Genomic DNA, 20,403 nt, shown 5'->3' on the forward strand with positions numbered 1-20,403 from the left:
TGTGAGCACCGATTTAAGAGACGCACCCACAATAAAAGAAAGCAATGTATTGACTAAAATTGTCGATACCAAAGCTGCGCATATAGCCTCACTCAAGCAACGCTTTGCTGAAAATGACTTATCGCCCAAAGTGTCTGACAGAAGCTTATTTGATGCCCTTAAAGCGCCAAATGCAGGCTTTATTTTAGAATGTAAGAAAGCCAGCCCATCGAAAGGGCTGATCCGTGATGTGTTTGATGTCGACGCTATCGCCGACGTCTATAACCACTACGCAGCGGGTATTTCGGTATTAACCGACGAGCAGTTCTTCCAAGGTGATATAGATTATATCCCAAGGGTTCGTGCTCGCGTCACTCAGCCAATTTTGTGTAAAGACTTTTTCGTTGATGAATACCAAGTCAAATTGGCCGCACATCAAGGTGCTGATGCCATTTTATTAATGCTATCGGTACTCGATGACAGCCGTTATCAAGCCTTAGCCACCGAAGCAGCTAAATATCAACTCGATATTTTAACTGAAGTCAGCAATGAAGCTGAGCTGACTCGCGCCATTGCGCTAAATGCCAAGATCATTGGGATTAATAACCGTAACCTGCGCGACCTGTCTACCGATCTGGCAACAACTGAAGAGCTTGCACCGCATATTCCCGCCGACAGAGTGGTGATTAGCGAATCAGGTATTTATAACCAAGCCCAAGTTCGCCGTTTAGCACCTTTAGTGGATGGCTTCTTAGTTGGCAGCTCATTAATGGCAGAAGATGATTTAGACCTTGCTTGCCGGACATTAACCTTTGGCCATAACAAGGTGTGCGGTTTAACTCGCCTTGAAGATATGCTGGCAGCGGCAAAAGCCGGTGCCATTTATGGCGGCCTTATCTTTGCGCAAAAATCACCACGTGCAGTAACCGCCGAGCAGGCCAAAGAGCTAGTTGAACAGTTGACGCAAAGTGGCGCTAAACTCAATTTAGTTGGCGTGTTTGTTAATGAAGCAGCTGACATGATTGCCAAACTCGCAGTTGAATTAAATCTATTTGCCGTGCAACTGCACGGTAAAGAAACCGCCCTCGAAATTGATGCCTTAAAAGCAATCTTAGCCACACACAACAGCCACACTCAAATATGGAAAGCAGTTGCGGTCGATGTAGCAAGTGACAATCAATTAGACATTCCTGCAGGTATTGACCGCGTTGTGTTTGATAGTAAATCTGATGGTCAATTTGGCGGAACAGGCCAAAGCTTCGATTGGCAAAAGACACTCCCGAGTAAAGAGCTAGCACTTCTGGCAGGTGGACTTAGTCCAGAAAATGCAGCGTTAGCCGCTAGCCAAGGATTTTATGGCTTAGATTTTAACTCAGGCCTTGAGCAAAGCCCTGGCATTAAAGATCCTAGCAAAATTAGCGCAGCATTTAAGCTTTTGCGTCAGTACTAAACTGAGCAGAACTGAAGCAAACTAAACCAAACAAAATTATCGTCATATGCCCCAAGCGCCTGTGACCACAAATTGAAAAGAAATAGGATAAGAATATGAGTAAGTTAAACCCATACTTTGGGGAATACGGTGGTATGTACGTACCGCAGATTTTAATGCCAGCGCTTAAGCAACTTGAAAGCGCTTTTATTGAAGCCCAAGAAGATGAAAGTTTTCAGCAGGAATTTACCGAGCTATTAAAGAACTATGCCGGTCGTCCAACCGCGTTGACCTTAACGCGCAATTTAAGCCCTAACCCGCTAACTAAAATCTATCTAAAGCGTGAAGATTTGCTACACGGCGGCGCTCACAAGACTAACCAGGTACTAGGTCAGGCATTACTCGCTAAGCGCATGGGCAAAAAAGAGATCATTGCTGAAACAGGTGCGGGGCAACACGGCGTAGCTACCGCCCTAGCCTGCGCTTTACTGGGGCTTAAATGTAAAGTGTACATGGGCGCCAAAGATGTTGAGCGTCAATCACCAAACGTATTTAGAATGAAACTCATGGGCGCAGAGGTTATTCCGGTAACATCGGGGTCAGCTACCCTAAAAGATGCCTGTAACGAAGCGATGCGCGACTGGTCTGGTAGCTACGATAAAGCCCACTACCTACTTGGTACGGCAGCAGGTCCACACCCATTCCCAACAATTGTGCGTGAATTCCAGCGTATGATTGGTGAAGAAACTAAGTGTCAAATTCTTGAGCGTGAGGGTCGTTTGCCGGATGCGGTTATCGCCTGTGTTGGCGGTGGTTCAAACGCAATTGGTATGTTTGCCGACTTTATTGACGAAGAAGAGGTCGCTTTGATTGGTGTTGAGCCTGCCGGTAAAGGCATTGATACCCCTATGCATGGCGCGCCGCTAAAACACGGTAAAACCGGTATTTTCTTTGGTATGAAAGCGCCGCTAATGCAAGACAGTGAAGGCCAAATCGAGGAATCTTACTCAGTGTCAGCCGGTCTTGACTTCCCATCGGTTGGGCCGCAGCACGCGCACCTTGCCGCAACAGGCCGCGCGACTTACGAATCGGCTACCGATGATGAAGCACTAGAAGCATTCCAGTTATTGGCACGCAGTGAAGGCATTATCCCAGCACTTGAATCTGCTCATGCCTTAGCTTATGCAGTAAAACTTGCCAAAGAGGCGACCAAAGAAACCATTTTAGTGGTTAACCTGTCTGGCCGCGGCGACAAAGATATCTTCACTGTTGCGGACATCCTTGAAGAGCAACAAACTAACAAGCAAAACAACTAGGAGAGTGGCAATGAGTCAACGTTACCAGGCAGCCTTTGCCGCCCTAAATGAAAAAAACCAAGGCGCATTTGTGCCATTCGTTACCTTAGGTGATCCATCGCCTGAACTATCGCTTAAAATCATCGACACCTTAGTCGAAAACGGTGCCGATGCCCTAGAACTCGGCTTCCCGTTTTCAGACCCACTCGCCGACGGCCCTGTTATCCAAGGCGCTAATTTACGCTCTTTGGATGCTGGTACCACACCAAGTCAGTGTTTTGAGATGTTAGCCAGCATCCGTGCTAAGTACCCAGACTTACCAATTGGTCTGCTACTGTACGCTAACCTAGTGTTCGCGAATGGCGTCGATACCTTTTACGCCAAATGCCAAGCTGCTGGTGTTGATTCAGTATTGATTGCTGATGTACCAGTTGAAGAAGCTGCGCCATTTATCGAGTCAGCAAAAGCTCACGGCGTATGTCCAATTTTTATCGCGCCGCCAAATGCTAATAGCGATACGCTTAAGCAAGTTAGCGAGAAAGGTGAAGGTTATACTTACCTATTATCGCGCGCAGGTGTAACAGGCACAGAGTCAAAAGCGGGTATGCCTATTACCGATATTCTCAATCGCCTAAAAGAGTTTAATGGCGCGCCGCCACTACTCGGTTTTGGTATTGCCGAACCCGCTCAAGTAAAAGCTGCTATTGATGCGGGCGCTGCTGGCGCTATTTCAGGTTCTGCGGTAGTAAAAATCATTGAAGCGAATAAAGACAACGAGTCTGCGCTGTTAAGCGCCCTTGCTGAATTTACACGCAATATGAAAGCGGCAACAGCTCGTTAATTTATAATCGAACAATCCCTAGCGAAGAGTTACAGATATAAAAATAGCGCCTTATGGCGCTATTTTTATTTGTCAGCTCGATTCTGTAACCGATTAATTCAGCATTGAATCATTTAAGCATTTCACTGTTATTTCAAAATCTCACTCTTATTTCAACATCTCATTAGCGCGAATAACCTGAGCGCGGTAACCGGTCGCAAACATATCATGGCTGTCGATATTGATGCGAACAGCAGGCTTAGTTTCGCCGTATCTGTGCTCAACCAAGATAGATTGCACCTTACCTGTGGTGTCATCCATCTTTAAGTTACCGTAACCACCACCTAAACCAAACAGGCCGGCAGAAGCGAAGTAGCTCATCATGCTATCTTTATCCGCTTGGTATTTAACGATAGATGTCACCGGTGAGTAGCCTTCATAACCCAGCTCATCTTTACCGTATTCCCAGACTTGCTGAACCGTCATGTTTTGCTCATCGATTTTATACTCAACTGAGCGAGAGTACTTTTCGTTGGCAAACATCGGCTGACCTAAGTCACGACCATCGCCATTATCAAACACGGTCAAGGTACCCTTTTCTGGGACTAAATAAGCTGTGTGTGATGTCCAACTAAAGTCAAAGTCTTTGTCCTGACATGCCCCTTTCTCGTTACACCAAATTGGTTCACCGTCAGCGGTAATAGGCTTTAGTAATTTATCTTGAAACTTTTCGCTCCAGCCCTTGCTGGCACTTAAGATCCATTTCACTTGCTTGTCACGACCAATTTTAATCACCGCCGACTGATGACGTGAGCTGATAATAATGCTGTCATCTGTTGGATCATATTCAATCGAGTTTACATGGGCCCAGTTACGACCTGTCTCAACGCCGTGAATATCGCCATACGGCGCCTTGGCTAAGTCTTCTTCTGTGGTTTGGTGCCCGGCATCGTCAAGGTTAATGTTCAAACAAACCGCACCAGCATCAAGCGATAACAGCGCTGCATCACGCATAGGATCTAAGATGGTGTTCAGATCCCAGTAATCCACCAGCTTACCTGTGTTATCTACTTCTATAATCTGATCGCGCACAGTATTAACTAGGCGACCATCAGCGGTGCGGTAATCTTTGGCTGCTGCGCGGATAAACACGTTACCGTTAGCGCCTTCGAGACCTTCATGAGAGGCATCGATAAAGTTACCCGGTAGACTATGCTCAGAGATCATCCGTCCCATGATCGACATTTTCTTCCAGCCTTGGCCCTGTACCCACACCATATTGCCGTCTTTAGTGACGTTCATACCCATAGCATAACCTGCGTTATCGTAGGTCTTAGCGTCATGAGTGGTATAAGGGTTCATATACCAGCGAATATCACCCGCGGTATCGATAATAAAGAAGCCTGGCTTACCGTCCCAAGAAAAAGCGCCTGGTGCATCAGAGTTATTGTGCATCAGTGGCGCAGCTTTACCGTCGGCATTGGTCCAGTTAACAAAATACAGTCTATCTTTAAAGTCGGCATCTACGTGCTCAACCTCGACAAGTGGCGCTTTTGCCCACTGGCTTTCAGAAAAGCCCATGTCGATATCAGGTGTCAGCATTTGATAATCATGAGATTTTTGCTCACCGTTCTCGGTCCACTTCACGGTAAACTTATTCATAAATGCTGGGTAAAGACCAAAAATAGGCACGCCACCTTCATCCATCACCCGCATATCATCGACCTGATAAGTCAGGCTTACACCGTCTGCATCATTAGCATGCACAGTGACTTCTACGCCCGAAATAGTATGCCCCGCTAAAGTGACGAGAGCGGTAAGTGGCGCATTTTCATAAGGGTTATGAATGATATAACCTAAAGGCGCCCCTTCGACAGGTTTAGGCTTCATACCATCGATAGAAGCAAAGGTTTGTGCTGAGCACAAACTTAAAGACAAGGCTAACGCCGAAAGAAGCAAAGCTGGTTTAGACATTGAAAATTAACTCAACAGTACGGAAACTGAAGCAGATTATAATCAGCTAATGCAAAAAAAACTGTCAGAGAATTAACACTATAGTGAGTATATTTTGAGTTTGATTAGCCGATCACGGTTTAAGGCTTTTGTTTGCACTGGTTGCAACTTTTACAGCTGCTAGCGGTCTTCACCCGTGCCGTCTTGCCGACAAAGTCTTGGTTTACTGGCGTTGACAGCAAAATGACGGCAAGTAAAAAATAGAGAGGAAAGTAAGAAGAAGTATTGAGTAAGACTTTAAATAGAGCATTCAAAACCTGTGAATCCCCAAATAGCCCTTAGCTAAGACTCATCATTTGCAACTGACGCTACAATTATTCTTCATCGTTAATCGCAACACCATATTTTTTGAAATACCAAATAGCTAAAGGGATCTCAATTAAGGCATAAATAATCAAAGTGAACCAAAACCAGTTTGTGCTAAAAAGGAGTAGACTGAACTCATAACCTGAACCCCAATATTGAGTCCCAACGAGCGTAAATACAAATGCAGAACACACTAGATCGCACATTGAAATTTTATTGAAATTATTACCTGCAACTTTAGGATAAATCGACAAGTAACCAAGAGCTAAAGCTGCTGCAACCAAAGCTATAATCAAAAATTCAGCTGTTCCCATTTACTCTTTCCTACCAATAAATAATGAATATGCTGTATCATATATTGTTAGTAATGAATGAACAAACCAATAAAATAGAATCATGATATCTTGAACTTAAATAATGTCAGGAAATAAACAATTAATAGTTACCCAGTTCTTGACGTCTAGCAACAACATAGCACTATCATTGACTCTATGGTTCACACCACACTTAACCAGTAGCAAACTATAATAGAGTTCTATATAAGGCATTACACAGATTTAACTCTGAGCATAATTTATACCATTCAAAAAAATGAATAAAATAACACATCTACAATAACCAATTAATATAGCCTCAATTTGAAACAACCATATAAACTTAATGGAATTTAAAGACTAATGATAAATTTTGGACTAGAAATAAATAGAATTAATTCATCTATAAAATAACCATAAAAATATGATATTTAAATAGAAAAATATAAACTAGTTCGATGTTATAAAAGTATTGGATTTGACTTCCAATTGAATAAATGAACGTTCTCTACCGTTCATTATTTGCTCTAGAACAACTACGCTCTGATCATGGTTTACGCCAATCCAAAGCATACCAACACATTCGCCTTGCAAGATACACTGATAGGATGATAGCTCGCTTTGTCTAAACTCCCTCGTTTCGTAGCCATCATTAATTAAATAATCTTGAATTTCTACATAATCACTTTGAAAGCTATCACTAAAGGCTGAATACTCGTAACTCGTCATCAAGATTTTGACTAAGCCATTATCAGGCTTTTGTACTAGTTCATAATTTTTGGCTATTGAAAGCGGCTCTGGCACACTATTTGTTACTACTTTATAATAATCGTTTAGCTTAGTTAACTCGCCATACTTATCAATACTTTCACCCCAATCAACACCAAAAAGTGCCGCAGGCGCATAAAATGGTACCAATACAAGTATTAGAATAAATACTCTCATTAAAACTCCATGTAATGATTTAAAAACAAAAAAATAGCTAAGCGCACTCAAACCACACTCCTAAAATAAATTTAAAGACGTAATTTAAATAATCGCTAGATAAGTAAAAATAAATATAAACTCGGTGAGTGCTCATTAAGATACAAACAAATGCATTATTAATAGATGATTTATTTAGATCAGAATTATTAAACCCTTAACTTTTCTGTTCAACTATATCGATACATTATAATTAGAACTGATTTAATATATAGCAAATGGAATTTAATGCTCTTATTTACCCAATAAGTCATACAGTGAATAAAGCTAATTTGGAAATCATCTCTTCAAGAGAGGTTTGACCACTGATACGACCTAAATGAGGCGCAATTGTAACCTGCACTGATACAAAATTAAACAGATTTAAGCAAAAGTTTACAATGCTAGTGAAAATCTCTTTTCGCGACCTAAAACAGCAAAGGTATCCAACAAGTAAATGAAATCAATCTATGACTGCGATTCGATAGCCTCACTCATGGACAATCACTGGCTCAATGATATAAAGCGCAGCCATCAGCTACGCTTTGACATCCAAAGTAACTTAGAAACGACCTACTAGGCCTAAGCCTAGGCCAACACCGTCGTAATCTGAATCTAATACTTTAGAAATTTGGAAGTTAGCTGAAATGCCATCGGTAATACGTAACCAATAAGCTGTACGCACATCAAAAGCATCATCATTATCACTATCTGTGTAACCTGCGCCAACAGACCAAGCATTATTGATATACCAATCAGCGCCTACATTTAGCACATCATCAAATTCGTTATGTGCCCAGCTAGCATTCAAATCGATGCCAGCTGTAGATTGCAGAGCGATGTAGCTACGTACCTTTAGACCGTATGTTTCGGTGAAGTTATCATCACCATCTTGATAAAATGCAGAAACTGCAGAGCTATCATTAAAGTAATAACCCACTTCAGCACCATAGGTGTTGAAGTCATAACTTGCTACATCAAATTTTTGATAATTAGCACCAACGAACCAGTTAGATCCAAGCACAAATGTGCCATCAACACCGTAACTATCGCTATCTGCTGGATCGAAATTTTGGTAATTTGCACCGATATTTGATTCTTGTGCTAAAAAGCCGTTCAGTGCGTAAGGTGCTTTACTTTGCTCTACACTTTCAAAGTAATAACGATAATTCGCGTTCCAAAGACCGTCGCTCACTTCTTCTGAATTAGTTGTATAACTAAGACCTGCTTCGTGTTGATAATTATTATCTTGAGCTGCTACAGCGCTTAGGCTTGTAAGACTTAAAAGAATGGCTAAAGCAGTGGTTGTTTGTCTCATCAATTTATTCCCTTATATTGTTTGTAATGCTAAGAGATAAAGATGTGCAGGTATATGATAAGCATGAGCAGGTACTATGCCATCCTTGATATAATTCAGTGATTAAATCTCATAAACACTGCAGCTCTCCTAGCTGCGCAAACAATAATCCAATCGATGACAAAATGAAACACTAAAACACAAAAAAACCAACAATTACAATGCATTTTACACTGATTAAAAACCACAAAAACAAATTGACAACAAACCAATCACACTTCAGATACAAATCAAGCAAGAAATAATAAAACACAACAAACAGATGATCTCGATATATGTTTTTCAATATAAAAAAACGCAGCCATTAAGCTGCGCCTTTTATGTTTTTATAGCAATTGAAAATCTATTGCTCATTGATTAGGTACGACCACATATTTGTGACCCTACTCTAGTCACTCTAGATTGAAAACCATCTAATAAGAACTAGTCACCAAAGTCATCTAATAAGATATTCTCTGGCTCAACACCAAGACTTTCAAGCATCGCGATAACTGATGAATTCATGATAGGAGGTCCACACATATAGAACTCACAATCTTCTGGCGCTTTATGATTTTTAAGATAATTCTCATAAAGTACATTATGAATAAAGCCTGTGTAACCATCCCAGTTATCTTCCGGTAATGGATCAGACAATGCCACATGCCAAACAAAGTTATCGTTTTCTGCCGCTAACGTATCAAAGTCTTCTTGATAAAATACTTCGCGAGTTGAACGCGCGCCGTACCAGAAGCTCATCTTACGTTTGGTTTTAACACCTTTAAGCTGATTAAAGATATGTGAACGCATTGGTGCCATACCGGCACCACCACCAATAAACACCATTTCAGCGTCAGTCTCTTTTACAAAGAATTCGCCAAATGGGCCAGAGATAGTGACTTTGTCACCCGCTTTTAGGTTGAAGATGTACGATGACATCTTACCTGGAGCTATATTGTCGCTTGGCGGCGTAGCAATACGCACGTTCAGCATGATACGGCCTTTCTCGTCTGGATAGTTCGCCATTGAGTATGCACGCAATACGTCTTCGTCAACTTTTGAAACCAACTTGAATAGGTCGTACTTTTCCCAATCGTCACGGTACTCTGCAGGAATATCAAAATCTGCATATTTGACTTCGTGAGCTGGTGCTTCAATCTGAATATAACCACCGGCTTTAAACAGTACGTCTTCACCTTCCGGTAATTTAAGCAGTAACTCTTTAATAAAGGTCGCTTGGTTATTGTTAGAAATAACTTCACATTGCCACTTCTTAACGCCGAAGATCTCTTCTTCAACTTCAAGTTCCATATCGGTTTTCACCGATACCTGACACGCTAAGCGACAACCTTCTTTAGCTTCTTTCTTATTTATATGGTCACGCTCTGTGGCTAAGATCTCGCCGCCGCCAGATTTTACTTTAACGCGGCATTGACCACATGTACCACCGCCACCACAGGCTGACGGAATAAAGATATTTTTACCCGCTAACGCGCCTAAAAGCTTGTCACCCGCTTGGGTTGAAATACTTTTTTCAGGGTCGTCGTTAATACGGATATTCACATCACCCGTAGACACCAGTTTGCTCTTGGCGAATAAAATCACCATTACCAATATACTCACCACAAACGTGAACATACCGATACCAATTGCCATTTCCATCGAATCTACCTTTTGTTTAATTCGTTTTCATTAAGGTTTAAAAACTCAAACAGCCTTAAATAGAAATACCGGAGAAAGCCATAAAGCCTAACGCCATCAAGCCCGTGGTAATAAATACAATACCAATGCCTTGTAAGCCTTCAGGAATAGCATGGAACTTCATGCGCTCACGCAGACCCGCTAGCATCACAATCGCCATTGCCCAACCAAAGCCTGAACCCATAGCAAATACCGTTGACTCTGCAAGGTTATAGTCGCGGTTTGCCATAAAGATAACCCCTGCGAAAATCGCGCAGTTAACGGTTAGCAAAGGTAAGAAAATACCTAACGAGTCATACAGTGCAGGAATGTATTTATCTAAAAACATTTCCAAGATCTGCACTAAGGCTGCGATCACACCAATAAAGGTAATTAGCTGCAGGTAGCTTAAATCCAATGCAGGGTAACCCGCCCAAGCGAGTGCGCCTGGCGCCAGAATATTGGCGTAAATCAACTGGTTAAGCGGTACAGCCAAGGTCATTACCACAATAACGGCGACACCTAGGCCAAAAGAGGTTGATACCTTTTTTGATACCGCTAAGAAGGTACACATGCCCATAAAGAAAGACAGCGCCATGTTGTCGATAAACGCGGCTTGTACAAACAGATTAATATAATGTTCCATCAGCCCTTAGCCTCGCTTACGTTGAATGACGTTGATTGACCAAATCATTAAGCCAATTAAGAAGAAGGCACTTGGAGGTAACTTGAACATTTCGTTCGCAAGGTACCAACCGCCATTCTCAACCGTCTTTAGGATTTCATGACCAAATAGTGTGCCACTGCCCAGTAATTCACGAACAAACGCCACACCTAATAAAATTACGCCATAACCTAACGCGTTACCGACGGCATCTACCACGGCTAAATGCGGCGGGTTTTTCATGGCAAATGCTTCTGCACGGCCCATGATGATACAGTTGGTAATAATCAAACCAACGAATACCGATAACTGACGTGATAGTTCATAGGCTACGTCTTGTAGCACCATATCAACCACAATCACCAGTGATGCAATCACTGTCATTTGCGCGATAATACGCACGCTATTTGGGATAAGTGAACGTATGCTTGAAATAATCAAGTTCGAGAACACCAGTACAAAGGTCACCGCTAGCGTCATCACCAATGCAGTTTGCATTGAGTTACTTACCGCCAAAGCCGAACAAACACCCAACACCTGCATTGCTACTGGGTTATTAGCAAAAATTGGCCCTGTTAGCATTTCGCGAGTCGAAATAGATTGAGTACTCATCCGTTATACCTCCGACGCTTTTAATTTTTTGAAGAAAGCTTCGAAACCTTCGCTACCAAACCAGAACTGAATTGAACGTTGTACGCCGCGTCCAGTCATGGTTGCACCACTCACAGCGTCAATACCATGAATATCGCCTTCTTTAGCTCCACCTTTAACCACTTTAAAAGCAACCTTGCCTTTGTCGTCAAAAATCTGCTTGTTATGCCATTGATTGGTCCACTCGGCATCATTAAGAAAGTCACCAATACCTGGAGTTTCACCGTGCTCATAAAACACGACGTTTTCAATAGTATTTAAATCAGGTTTGAGCGCCACAAAGCCGTATACCATCGACCATAAGCCTTTACCGTAAATCGGTAAAACGACGCTGGTTAACTCGCCGCTGTCATTAAAGACTTTAAACACGCGCACTTGATTTGCGCGGGTTTTGATCTTGGCTTTATCTTGCTTTTTCTCAAGTTTGATTGACGTTTCTGGATTAATTGATGCCATGCGCGGATCAAAATCCATCACTGTTGCATCGCTAACGGCTTCACCCGTGTCGATTGACACTAAAAGCGGCTTAACGTCTTTTTTGAACAAGGCTCTGAAATCTTGACCGCTAAGATCGACATCAGCTGCAATCAACACGTTACGCATCAATTCATCGCGCTTTTTCACTAGCTTGCGCTCTTTAAGTACTTCAGCAGTACCTGTGATCATAAATGAGCACAATAGACATAAGGTCACCGTGAAAATCATGGTGCCTACAAAAGAATCTTTCTTAATTGCCATGGCGTTTTAGTCTCCGCTTGATGTTTGCTTTCGCCACCAGGTAATCGAAAATAGGTGCCCATAGGTTGGCAAATAAAATCGCCAACATGATGCCTTCTGGCATTTTCGGGTTAACTACACGAATAAGTACGGTCATAAAACCAATCAACAAGCCGTAAGCCACTTTGCCTTTACGGGTGTATGAAGTGGTTACCGGATCGGTTGCCATAAACATCATACCCAGAGCAAAACCACCGGTGACCAAGTGCCATGTCCAAGGCATTGCGAACATATCGTTTTTGCTTGAACCAATCACATTGAACATTGTGGCAGTTAAGATCATGCCAAACAGCACGCCAGCAACAATGCGCCAGTCAGCTAAACGAGTAAGAATAAGGAAGCCACCACCAATCAATAATGCCAACGTACTGGTTTCACCAATCGCACCCACGGTAAAACCAAAGAACGCGTTCCACCAGTTAGGGTCGCTAAAGGCATTAAACCAAGCGTAATCAGCAAAGCTGACCTTGCCCGCCGCCGTTTGCATTAAGGTGGTTGCACCTGAGAATCCGTCAACCGCAACTAACTGACTTACCGTTGTCACCTGTGACGGGTAAGCAAAGTAGATAAAGGCTAAACCGGCTAACGCAGGGTTTAAGAAGTTGTAGCCCATGCCACCAAATACTTCTTTTGCCATGATCACGCCAAAGGTAATACCCATAGCCACCAGCCACAGCGGCGTTGATACAGGTAAAATCAGGGTGAATAATAGTGCAGTAACAAAGAAACCTTCATGCAACTCTTGGCCACGCACCTTGGCAAATACCATTTCCCAAAACAGGCTCACCGCCAACGCAGTTAGGTAGATAGGTGCATAAAAGCTCAGACCATAAGCAAATAAACCCACAATACCGGTTTGTTCACTCAAGCCACCAAAGACAAAGTTAAAAATCGCTAGCTGCCAAACATCAGCGGTAGCTAAACCTGAAGCCACGGCAATTTGTGCTTGCAGGCCGATGTTGTACATACCAAACAAAATGGCTGGCAATAAACATAAGCCGACAATAGTCATGGTACGTTTAACATCAATGGCGTCACGAATATGGACTTTGCCTTGAGTGCTGCGGCCACGAGCAATCAGTAATGAACTTAAATAGCCCTTAACTGAACTGCCCGGCGCATAATAATCTTCTTGGATATCAGGCTTTTTATCTTGCTGACTCATTACCCTTCCCTCTCAATAATCTCTAAACAAGCACGTAACTCTTTACCGAAGTCGTACTTGCCAGGGCAAACAAACGTACACAGTGCTAAATCTTCTTCATCTAGCTCAAGTGCACCAAGTTGCTGCGCCTCATCCGTATCACGAACCACTAAGTCCCTAACGAGTAAGGTCGGTAAGATATCAAGTGGCATCACGCGATCAAGCTGACCAAATGCCATCATGGCGCGAGCTGAACCACCGGTGTGAGTGGTAAAATCAAATAGCTGCTTAGCGCCTTTTAAACGTGACGTTACCGCACGCGTAATAGAGAACTTTTGCGAACCACCACGTACCCAAGGAAGCACTTGATGTTTAGCATCTTCTTGCAGCACACTGATTTGGTTATTAAAGCGACCTAAGAAATCATGAGGCCCTTTTGCGGTGTGACCCGATAATACTGAACCAGACACCACACGTGAATTGCCCTCATTTAACTCGCCAGCAACCACTTCTGATAGCTTTGCCCCCGCTTGAACGCGGATAAGACGTGGATTAATTACATCAGGACCAGCTAACGCCACAACACGGTCGGTATAAAGCTCACCAGTTAAAAAGAGTTTGCCGTAGGCAATAACGTCTTGATAGCCAAGGTGCCACACTGGGCGCTCTAGACTTGCAGGTAAGACGAAATGAATATGGGTACCAACGATGCCTGCAGGATGCACACCCGCAAAGAAATGGTTGCTCACTTTAGCAAGATCGTGGCCAGGCAAAGACTCACCAGCCTCCTGACATAAATGTACTTTACCGTCGGTCAGTAGGCTTAGAATTTGTAAACCAGCGGCAAATGCTTCAGTTTGCTCAGCAATAATCAATCTAGGCTCAGCCGCCAATGGATTGGTATCCATTGCGCTTACAAAGATGCCAGCAGGCGATGTATTTAATTGAGGCACTTTAGAGAAAGGACGCGTACGTAATGCTGTCCAAAGGCCACTTTCTACTAACTTGGCTTGAACATCTTCTCGGCTTAACTCGTTAAACGCTTTGCAAGGTGCAAAGGTTTTAGGCGCATCATCATTGCATTCAATAACGATTGATTGGAATAGTCTGCGTTCGCCGCGGTTAATAGCAACGATCTTGCCACTCGCGGGAGCGGTATAAATGACACCGGGGGTTTTCTTGTCTTCAAAAAGCGCTTGGCCCTTTTGGACAATGTCACCCTCTTCAACCAGCATAGTTGGCTTTAAGCCAATATATTCTTCACCCAATAAGGCAACATGTGTCGATGACTTAGTGTCATTAATCACTTGTTTAGGTGCGCCGGCTATGGGCACATTTAAGCCCTTTTTGATTGTTATAACTTGGTTTGAGAAACCTGCCATCACTAAAATCAACCGTTAAAAGTTTGGATACCCAATAGTAAATCTTTGTTAACTAATATTCCGAGTTGAACTTCACACTTTCCGGTCAAATTTGTAAGTTACCGACAAAAAATCAGGTTTTCGAGGTAATTAGTGTGACGCAACGCCTGAACTGGTTGAATAAATAACGCTTTATGTAGTTTTAATACGTAAAAATCGACGTTAAACAACTTTTGACATACCAACAAGTCACCAACAGAATTTCATTAAGTTAATTCTATATTCAACAATAACTTAAGATAAAAGTCAGACGTAAAACTGAAGTCACATCCCACAAACTGATGAAATATGACACAGTTCAAACAACACAACAAAGACCATTTGTCATACAGTTAGCAGACCTTAAGCACTTATTTCGATCAAAGCTGTTTTTTTTTGATATAAAACAAAGAACAACTAAACCGACGACATTCATGAAGAATATTTACTCACTAAGCGCAATCAATCGCTCTTTCCACAAAAATAATCGACATTAGCTCGCAGAAACCATGTTTACAAGCAGGGGAATGGTCACACTTTAGCTATTACTGAATGAGACTTTATAAAATGTTGCTACGGCAATTCTAGCTCGAACAGATATTGTTCTGGCTAGTCTTGCCAACTATTCGCCGCTGCAGTTTAAGCGCACGTTCAGCGTCAGATATATTGGGTTTATAGCTTAATCACCGAGCATGACCAAATAGGAAATCCGAATAGCTAGGACACTGATTAAGGTTATCACTGTAGAGGAGCTTTCACTCTAAAAATCAATAGCTCCAGCAACTTTAGCAAGCTAGATTAAATGAAATTCTTAGGTTACACGTTGATTAATCAGGCAGCAAAATCGACTAAAAAAAATCCCCCATTCAAACTTATTGAATAGAGGATTTAGTATTGTTGCTAATGTTCTACTGCTAATTTTTTTGTTTTGCTAACTAACCGTTTCTAAACGGTGTCGAGCCTAGCAATTAAAACAATTTCTCATCAACTCTAAGATTAACTTTTAGCTGTAGCTTCTACACTTTCAACAACAGCCTCAGTCTCTGGATTGAACTTATCAATTACCACAGCACAAACTGCATCACCAGTAATGTTGAGTGTTGTTCTGATCATGTCAAACACACGGTCTAAAGCAAACAATAGTGGTAGACCTTCAATTGGAATACCTGCCGCCACTAATACCGCAATAACCAGGAATGATGGACCCGGCACACCAGCTTGACCAATTGCGCCTAATGTCGAGGTGAAGATGATCGCCACATAAGCCGCAAGACCTAATTCAACATTGAACATTTGCGCAAAGAATACCGCTACTAAACCATAATAAATCGCGTTGCCACTCATGTTAATCGTAGCGCCTAATGGCAATACGAATGCAGCAGTCGACTTAGAAACGCCTAGCTCTTTCTCACACACTTCGATGTTAACTGGCAGCGCAGCCATAGATGAAGCGGTAGACATAGCTAGCGCTTGTGGCTTCTTCATTGCCGATAGGAATTTACCAACCGGTACATTAGAGAAGAACTTCACCATCAGTGGGAAGAAGATAAAGCCATAAATCAAGATTGCAGCAACATAAACCACGAATAGGTTTAGCACCACTGTCAGTGACTGGAAACCGAAAGTACCAACAGAATCAGCCATCAAACCAAATACACCAATAGGGGCAATTAGCATTACGATGTTGATCATCCAAATGAAGGCTTCAACGATTGTATTCAGTGCAGAAGTAATTGGCTTAGCCGCTTCTTGATTCACTTTAGTCAGTGCGATACCAAAGAAGATACAGAATACTAAGATCTGTAAAATATTGCCGCCTGTCAGTGCTTCAAATACGTTAGTTGGGATCATACCAATAATGGTGTCAGCCACACCTGGCAGTGCGCCCTGCTCAGCCGTTACCGCAGCGAGACCAGCAGTATGCTGTGAAAAGTCCATGCCCACACCTGGCTGGAAAAATTCGCCCATCACTAGTGCTAAGGTCACAGCCAATGCTGACGTCGCCATAAAGAAAGCGATAGTACCAATACCGACCTTACCTGCTGACGGGCCCGCACCTAAGCTTGCTGCACCGGCAATAATTGAAACGGCAACTAACGGGATCACTAACATTTTAATTAAGTGAATGAAAAATGTCCCTAGCGGAGCAAATATAGAGGCATCATGTCCCATCACCATACCAACGATTGCGCCTAAAACCATGGCTACAACCACTTGGAATCCGATATTTTTATAAAACTTTTTCTTTTTGTTCAACACCCTAGCTCCATCCCAGACTTTTTATATTAAGTGGAATAACGACCACTTTGATTCTTTGCAGCACAATAACACCCAGTTGAGTCAATTAATGTGATTAACGAAGGACTTATCACTGTTTTAGAGAAATGGTGATAATTAGCGCTTATTAACTAAATAATCATCAAAAAATAGACCGATAAAAAGTAGAAACCTCAATTTAAAAAAGTAAGTGTTAGAAAAGAGTAACACCTAAGAAGACAAGAAGTAACTCAAACCCAATTGACCAACATTAAATTATCTATTTATTAATAAATTCAGGGATTCACGCTGCTCTAAAACATTAAAACAGCTGATAATTTAAGCTTTGTAAAAAAACACACGAATTTGAGTTAGTTTTTTATTTGATTTAGGAGTTTAGTTCAGATCTATATTTAGCTTTGGAGTGTTAGCTTTCTTCGCCCACGACTGCGAACTGAGCTTACAGCAACTGATTTAGCTCAAGGCTGTTAACAACGCTTAAACCTGTTTAAGGCTCATGTTGGTACAAGCCTTTAGCCTTTTACCAGGCTGCAACATGCTAAGCACTTCTTTGGCGACAAAGGTCTTTTTATCAAAAAGAATGCCTTTATCTTCTAATACACAATCCAATTTTCTTTCAACAATTGATGGTTTGCTGCGGGTACTACGAAGTTCGTTATACAAATAACACACTGCAATAAGCATTAAGATTGCAATCGCTTGGTCCATCGTGGACTCCAAGTCCTAGCTGTTATGAGTAGCATGATGAATAGCTGCTTTGAATAAATATTATGCCCAGTTCAAACTAACGGTTATTGGCTAAAAACCACTTGAACATGCTAAATTTATATCAATGACTTATAGCAAAACAAATGCATATCAATTTTACTTAAAACAGGAGCCAACATGCTACCCCTACTCAACGGCAGCTGTCTTTGCGGTGCAATTCGATATCGAGTTAATGCGATGCCGTTTGATGCAGACTTGTGCCATTGCCGCCAATGTCAAAAAAGTACGGGTTCCGTAGTGGGAGCTTGGATGGACTTTAAACGTGAACAAGTTAATTGGCTTAATCAACAGCCAAAAGAATATGCCTCATCTGAACATGTAAGGCGGGGGTTTTGCCAGCACTGCGGCACTCAAATCAGCTTTCGTGATTTACGCTACCCAGACTACCTCACATTAAGCATTACTAGCCTTGATGACCCAAGCTCAATTAGCCCGAATTATCATATCTATACAGATAGTCAGTTAAAGTGGTTAACAATTGCTGATGAATGCCCTAAATACAGGGCTGGGCGCAGCTAAATTAAGTGTCACTTCTTCCAAAGGTAGGTTCTATCAGAATAGTCATATAACCAGTCGGGGCGATACACCACTAACAAAGTTATCGCCATGCCGTTAAGCAACGCCTCGGGAAACCCAAGTAAGGGAATAAGCACTAAGTAATTATCGCTTAAGAACTCCCAACTATAGTCCGTCGATACCGATAACCAAGCTGCCCAAGCTAATATATGAAACACAATAGACAGGAAGCCATTAAGGAAAGAGCCACAAAATATATAGATAAATAGTTGATGTGGTAGATACTTAAACATTTGGCTATACAGTAAAAAACAGCCAAAAATTGGTAAACACACACCAAGTAATGCATATACAGCAAACTCTGCAGGTAGCTTAAATACAAAAAGACTAAAAAACAGCGTGGGAGGTAATGCAATCAAAGTCGCCAGTCTCCAGCCAAACATTAGCATTAATACAACAAGGCCTAAGAAATGAATATGGATCCCTGCAGTGACATTTGCATTGAGCAGCCACAGGCCTGTTAAACTGACTGTTGCAATCAGGATTTGAGATTGTCTTGGTGGATTTTTTAATAACCTTGCCAACTCTGCTGTAGGCCATAAAACCCAAAGCCACAAAACTAGCAAAAATAACGCTGCAAAATCTCCAGCCGTAAATATCCAATCAATATTGTTAACCCTTTCAAACCAAAATTGAGTAACACTTGCATCCATTGGCGGTAAAATCCTGTAATCATACTGCTAACTTACTTCAATATACGTTATGCTGATGACTAATAATAAAAATTAGCCTAAAAACTAGAATAAAAATATGACAGCTAACTTACCAAATTTAATCATTTCCCCTCGTAAAAGAGGCGCTTGTTTACCTCATAAGGCTACTAAACACCTTAGCGCACTTGCCTTTACCCTATTACTCAGTGCATGCAGTAGTAGCAAGCCTGAAATTAATCCGGAGGAGTTTGCAGGCTTGGTGACCGACTCTTTTAGAACTGATATCAAAAGTAATGGCCTTAAGCTATTTACCTATCGCGCCTTATTGTCGTTACCAAAATCACAAACAGCGGCTTTACCTCACGAAGTTCGCTCAAATCAGAAAAAGCGTTCACGCTCTAAAAAGCGCTATCAAGGGCCCGACTTAAGTGGCTGGACTGCGCAAATTGAACATGGTTTGCAGCAAACAATAAAGATGAATGGTTATTGCCGCGATGGCTATATCGAACTTTATCGAAGTATTCAGTATGATCGCGGCACAATCCGCGGAGAATGCAATGATGGTGCTAATGAAGCGGATCTCACTAAATTTGATTCTTAAAAAATAAAAGCCCATGGGAAAACCGTGGGCTTTATTATCTAGGTAAGTCCATTTAGGTAAAGAGCCTAAATTCAGTGAAGCGACAATACTTATTCCAACTTTATCAGCTATTTAAACAACTCAGTGTTATGCCCCCTTAAAAGGCGTTAACAGAGCTTAATGCACTAAGAGCAACCATCAAACTTCTCCTTTAACGACGGCGCAAACACAGTATTAAAAAGTTTTTGTATTTTGGCTTTTGTTGCTTCTTTCCTACTCGGAGGAACATTTATACTCCCTGACTGAGAAAATTTAATAAGCGTGTAATCAACAGGTTTATCTATAAAGGTAACTTTTTCCAATGTGACTTTCGTCGTCCATGGCATCAGAGGTAAGGTCGAGCGATTAAATGTTGTCACCAATTGATAATTATAATCGGAAAGTACAATCAGTCGCTCTTCACTCTGACCAGTTGCATTTTCCTGTCCAGTCCCTGTATCAACTTCATAATTAACAATAGTTTCTAGCTCTCTGTTTCCTCCAGTGACTTTAATGCTAACCAAAAAATCACCTAATACCGATTCAAACCAGCTTTTTACATTGTCGACAGTTTTCCATGTTTTATCTATTGGACACTGAACAATAACACTGCCAAATGTTTGCATATCAGAATATTTATTGACTGTAGGGAGAGAGTCCACTGATGCTGATGCTGATGCTGATGCGCACAATAAAACATAAGTTAAAAGATATATAACTCTTTTCATAACCATACTCC

General features: G+C 41.8%; 19 protein-coding genes. 5 read left to right on the forward strand and 14 right to left on the reverse strand.

Going from position 1 to position 20,403, the window contains the following annotated elements:
- Position 1 precedes the first annotated feature (1 nt).
- From trpCF to trpA, 3 genes are all read left to right on the forward strand, one after another.
- Positions 2-1,429, forward strand: coding sequence for a bifunctional indole-3-glycerol-phosphate synthase TrpC/phosphoribosylanthranilate isomerase TrpF (gene trpCF, locus L2747_RS11650; protein WP_248999202.1), 1,428 nt, complete (start codon positions 2-4; stop codon positions 1,427-1,429).
- 95 nt (positions 1,430-1,524) lie between these two features.
- On the forward strand, positions 1,525-2,724 hold the full coding sequence (gene trpB, locus L2747_RS11655; protein WP_248999203.1) for a tryptophan synthase subunit beta: 1,200 nt from the start codon (positions 1,525-1,527) through the stop codon (positions 2,722-2,724).
- Positions 2,725-2,734: 10 nt separating this feature from the next.
- Complete coding sequence (gene trpA / locus L2747_RS11660) at positions 2,735-3,544, forward strand: tryptophan synthase subunit alpha (protein WP_248999204.1); 810 nt, start codon at positions 2,735-2,737, stop codon at positions 3,542-3,544.
- Between the two features lie 147 nt (positions 3,545-3,691).
- Here the strand turns inward: trpA and L2747_RS11665 are convergent, their stop codons facing one another.
- From L2747_RS11665 to L2747_RS11720, 12 genes are all read right to left on the reverse strand, one after another.
- Positions 3,692-5,497, reverse strand: a complete 1,806-nt coding sequence (locus tag L2747_RS11665; RefSeq protein ID WP_248999205.1) for an aryl-sulfate sulfotransferase — start codon at positions 5,495-5,497, stop codon at positions 3,692-3,694.
- Between the two features lie 353 nt (positions 5,498-5,850).
- Positions 5,851-6,156, reverse strand: a complete 306-nt coding sequence (locus L2747_RS11670; protein WP_248999206.1) for a hypothetical protein — start codon at positions 6,154-6,156, stop codon at positions 5,851-5,853.
- A 450-nt stretch (positions 6,157-6,606) separates the two neighbouring features.
- Positions 6,607-7,101 carry a hypothetical protein gene (locus L2747_RS11675; protein ID WP_248999207.1) on the reverse strand — a complete coding sequence of 165 codons (495 nt, stop codon included), beginning with the start codon at positions 7,099-7,101 and terminating at the stop codon, positions 6,607-6,609.
- A 580-nt stretch (positions 7,102-7,681) separates the two neighbouring features.
- Entirely contained in the window at positions 7,682-8,437 is a 756-nt protein-coding gene (locus L2747_RS11680) for a putative porin (protein ID WP_248999208.1), read from the reverse strand.
- A gap of 462 nt (positions 8,438-8,899) precedes the next feature.
- Positions 8,900-10,117: an NADH:ubiquinone reductase (Na(+)-transporting) subunit F gene (nqrF, locus tag L2747_RS11685; RefSeq protein WP_248471300.1), complete on the reverse strand. Its 1,218-nt coding sequence runs from the start codon at positions 10,115-10,117 to the stop codon at positions 8,900-8,902.
- Between the two features lie 55 nt (positions 10,118-10,172).
- Positions 10,173-10,781 (reverse strand): NADH:ubiquinone reductase (Na(+)-transporting) subunit E, encoded by a 609-nt coding sequence (gene nqrE, locus L2747_RS11690; protein WP_248999209.1) that lies wholly within the window; start codon positions 10,779-10,781, stop codon positions 10,173-10,175.
- Positions 10,782-10,787: 6 nt separating this feature from the next.
- Positions 10,788-11,411 (reverse strand): NADH:ubiquinone reductase (Na(+)-transporting) subunit D, encoded by a 624-nt coding sequence (locus L2747_RS11695; protein WP_220782342.1) that lies wholly within the window; start codon positions 11,409-11,411, stop codon positions 10,788-10,790.
- A gap of 3 nt (positions 11,412-11,414) precedes the next feature.
- A complete protein-coding gene (locus tag L2747_RS11700) occupies positions 11,415-12,188 on the reverse strand; it encodes a Na(+)-translocating NADH-quinone reductase subunit C (protein ID WP_248999210.1) in 774 nt (257 codons plus the stop codon).
- On the reverse strand, positions 12,178-13,392 hold the full coding sequence (locus tag L2747_RS11705) for an NADH:ubiquinone reductase (Na(+)-transporting) subunit B (protein ID WP_248999211.1): 1,215 nt from the start codon (positions 13,390-13,392) through the stop codon (positions 12,178-12,180). Before L2747_RS11705 ends, L2747_RS11700 begins: the two co-directional genes overlap by 11 nt.
- Complete coding sequence (locus L2747_RS11710; protein ID WP_248999212.1) at positions 13,392-14,753, reverse strand: Na(+)-translocating NADH-quinone reductase subunit A; 1,362 nt, start codon at positions 14,751-14,753, stop codon at positions 13,392-13,394. Before L2747_RS11710 ends, L2747_RS11705 begins: the two co-directional genes overlap by 1 nt.
- 1,014 nt (positions 14,754-15,767) lie before the next feature.
- Complete coding sequence (locus L2747_RS11715) at positions 15,768-17,030, reverse strand: dicarboxylate/amino acid:cation symporter (RefSeq protein ID WP_346347784.1); 1,263 nt, start codon at positions 17,028-17,030, stop codon at positions 15,768-15,770.
- Positions 17,031-17,525: 495 nt separating this feature from the next.
- Positions 17,526-17,756 (reverse strand): hypothetical protein, encoded by a 231-nt coding sequence (locus tag L2747_RS11720; protein WP_248999213.1) that lies wholly within the window; start codon positions 17,754-17,756, stop codon positions 17,526-17,528.
- A gap of 177 nt (positions 17,757-17,933) precedes the next feature.
- Between L2747_RS11720 and L2747_RS11725 the strand changes: the two genes are divergently transcribed.
- On the forward strand, positions 17,934-18,335 hold the full coding sequence (locus L2747_RS11725; RefSeq protein WP_248999214.1) for a GFA family protein: 402 nt from the start codon (positions 17,934-17,936) through the stop codon (positions 18,333-18,335).
- Positions 18,336-18,343: 8 nt separating this feature from the next.
- On the opposite strand, the gene L2747_RS11730 is transcribed toward L2747_RS11725, so the two are convergent.
- On the reverse strand, positions 18,344-19,045 hold the full coding sequence (locus tag L2747_RS11730; protein ID WP_248999215.1) for an energy-coupling factor ABC transporter permease: 702 nt from the start codon (positions 19,043-19,045) through the stop codon (positions 18,344-18,346).
- 97 nt (positions 19,046-19,142) lie between these two features.
- On the opposite strand from L2747_RS11730, the gene L2747_RS11735 reads away from it, so the two are divergent.
- Entirely contained in the window at positions 19,143-19,646 is a 504-nt protein-coding gene (locus L2747_RS11735) for a hypothetical protein (RefSeq protein ID WP_248999216.1), read from the forward strand.
- A 164-nt stretch (positions 19,647-19,810) separates the two neighbouring features.
- On the opposite strand, the gene L2747_RS11740 is transcribed toward L2747_RS11735, so the two are convergent.
- Positions 19,811-20,392 carry an SRPBCC family protein gene (locus tag L2747_RS11740; RefSeq protein WP_248999217.1) on the reverse strand — a complete coding sequence of 194 codons (582 nt, stop codon included), beginning with the start codon at positions 20,390-20,392 and terminating at the stop codon, positions 19,811-19,813.
- Between the last annotated feature and the right edge of the window lie 11 nt (positions 20,393-20,403).

Source organism: Shewanella marinintestina (assembly GCF_023283845.1).
GTDB lineage: Bacteria > Pseudomonadota > Gammaproteobacteria > Enterobacterales > Shewanellaceae > Shewanella > Shewanella marinintestina.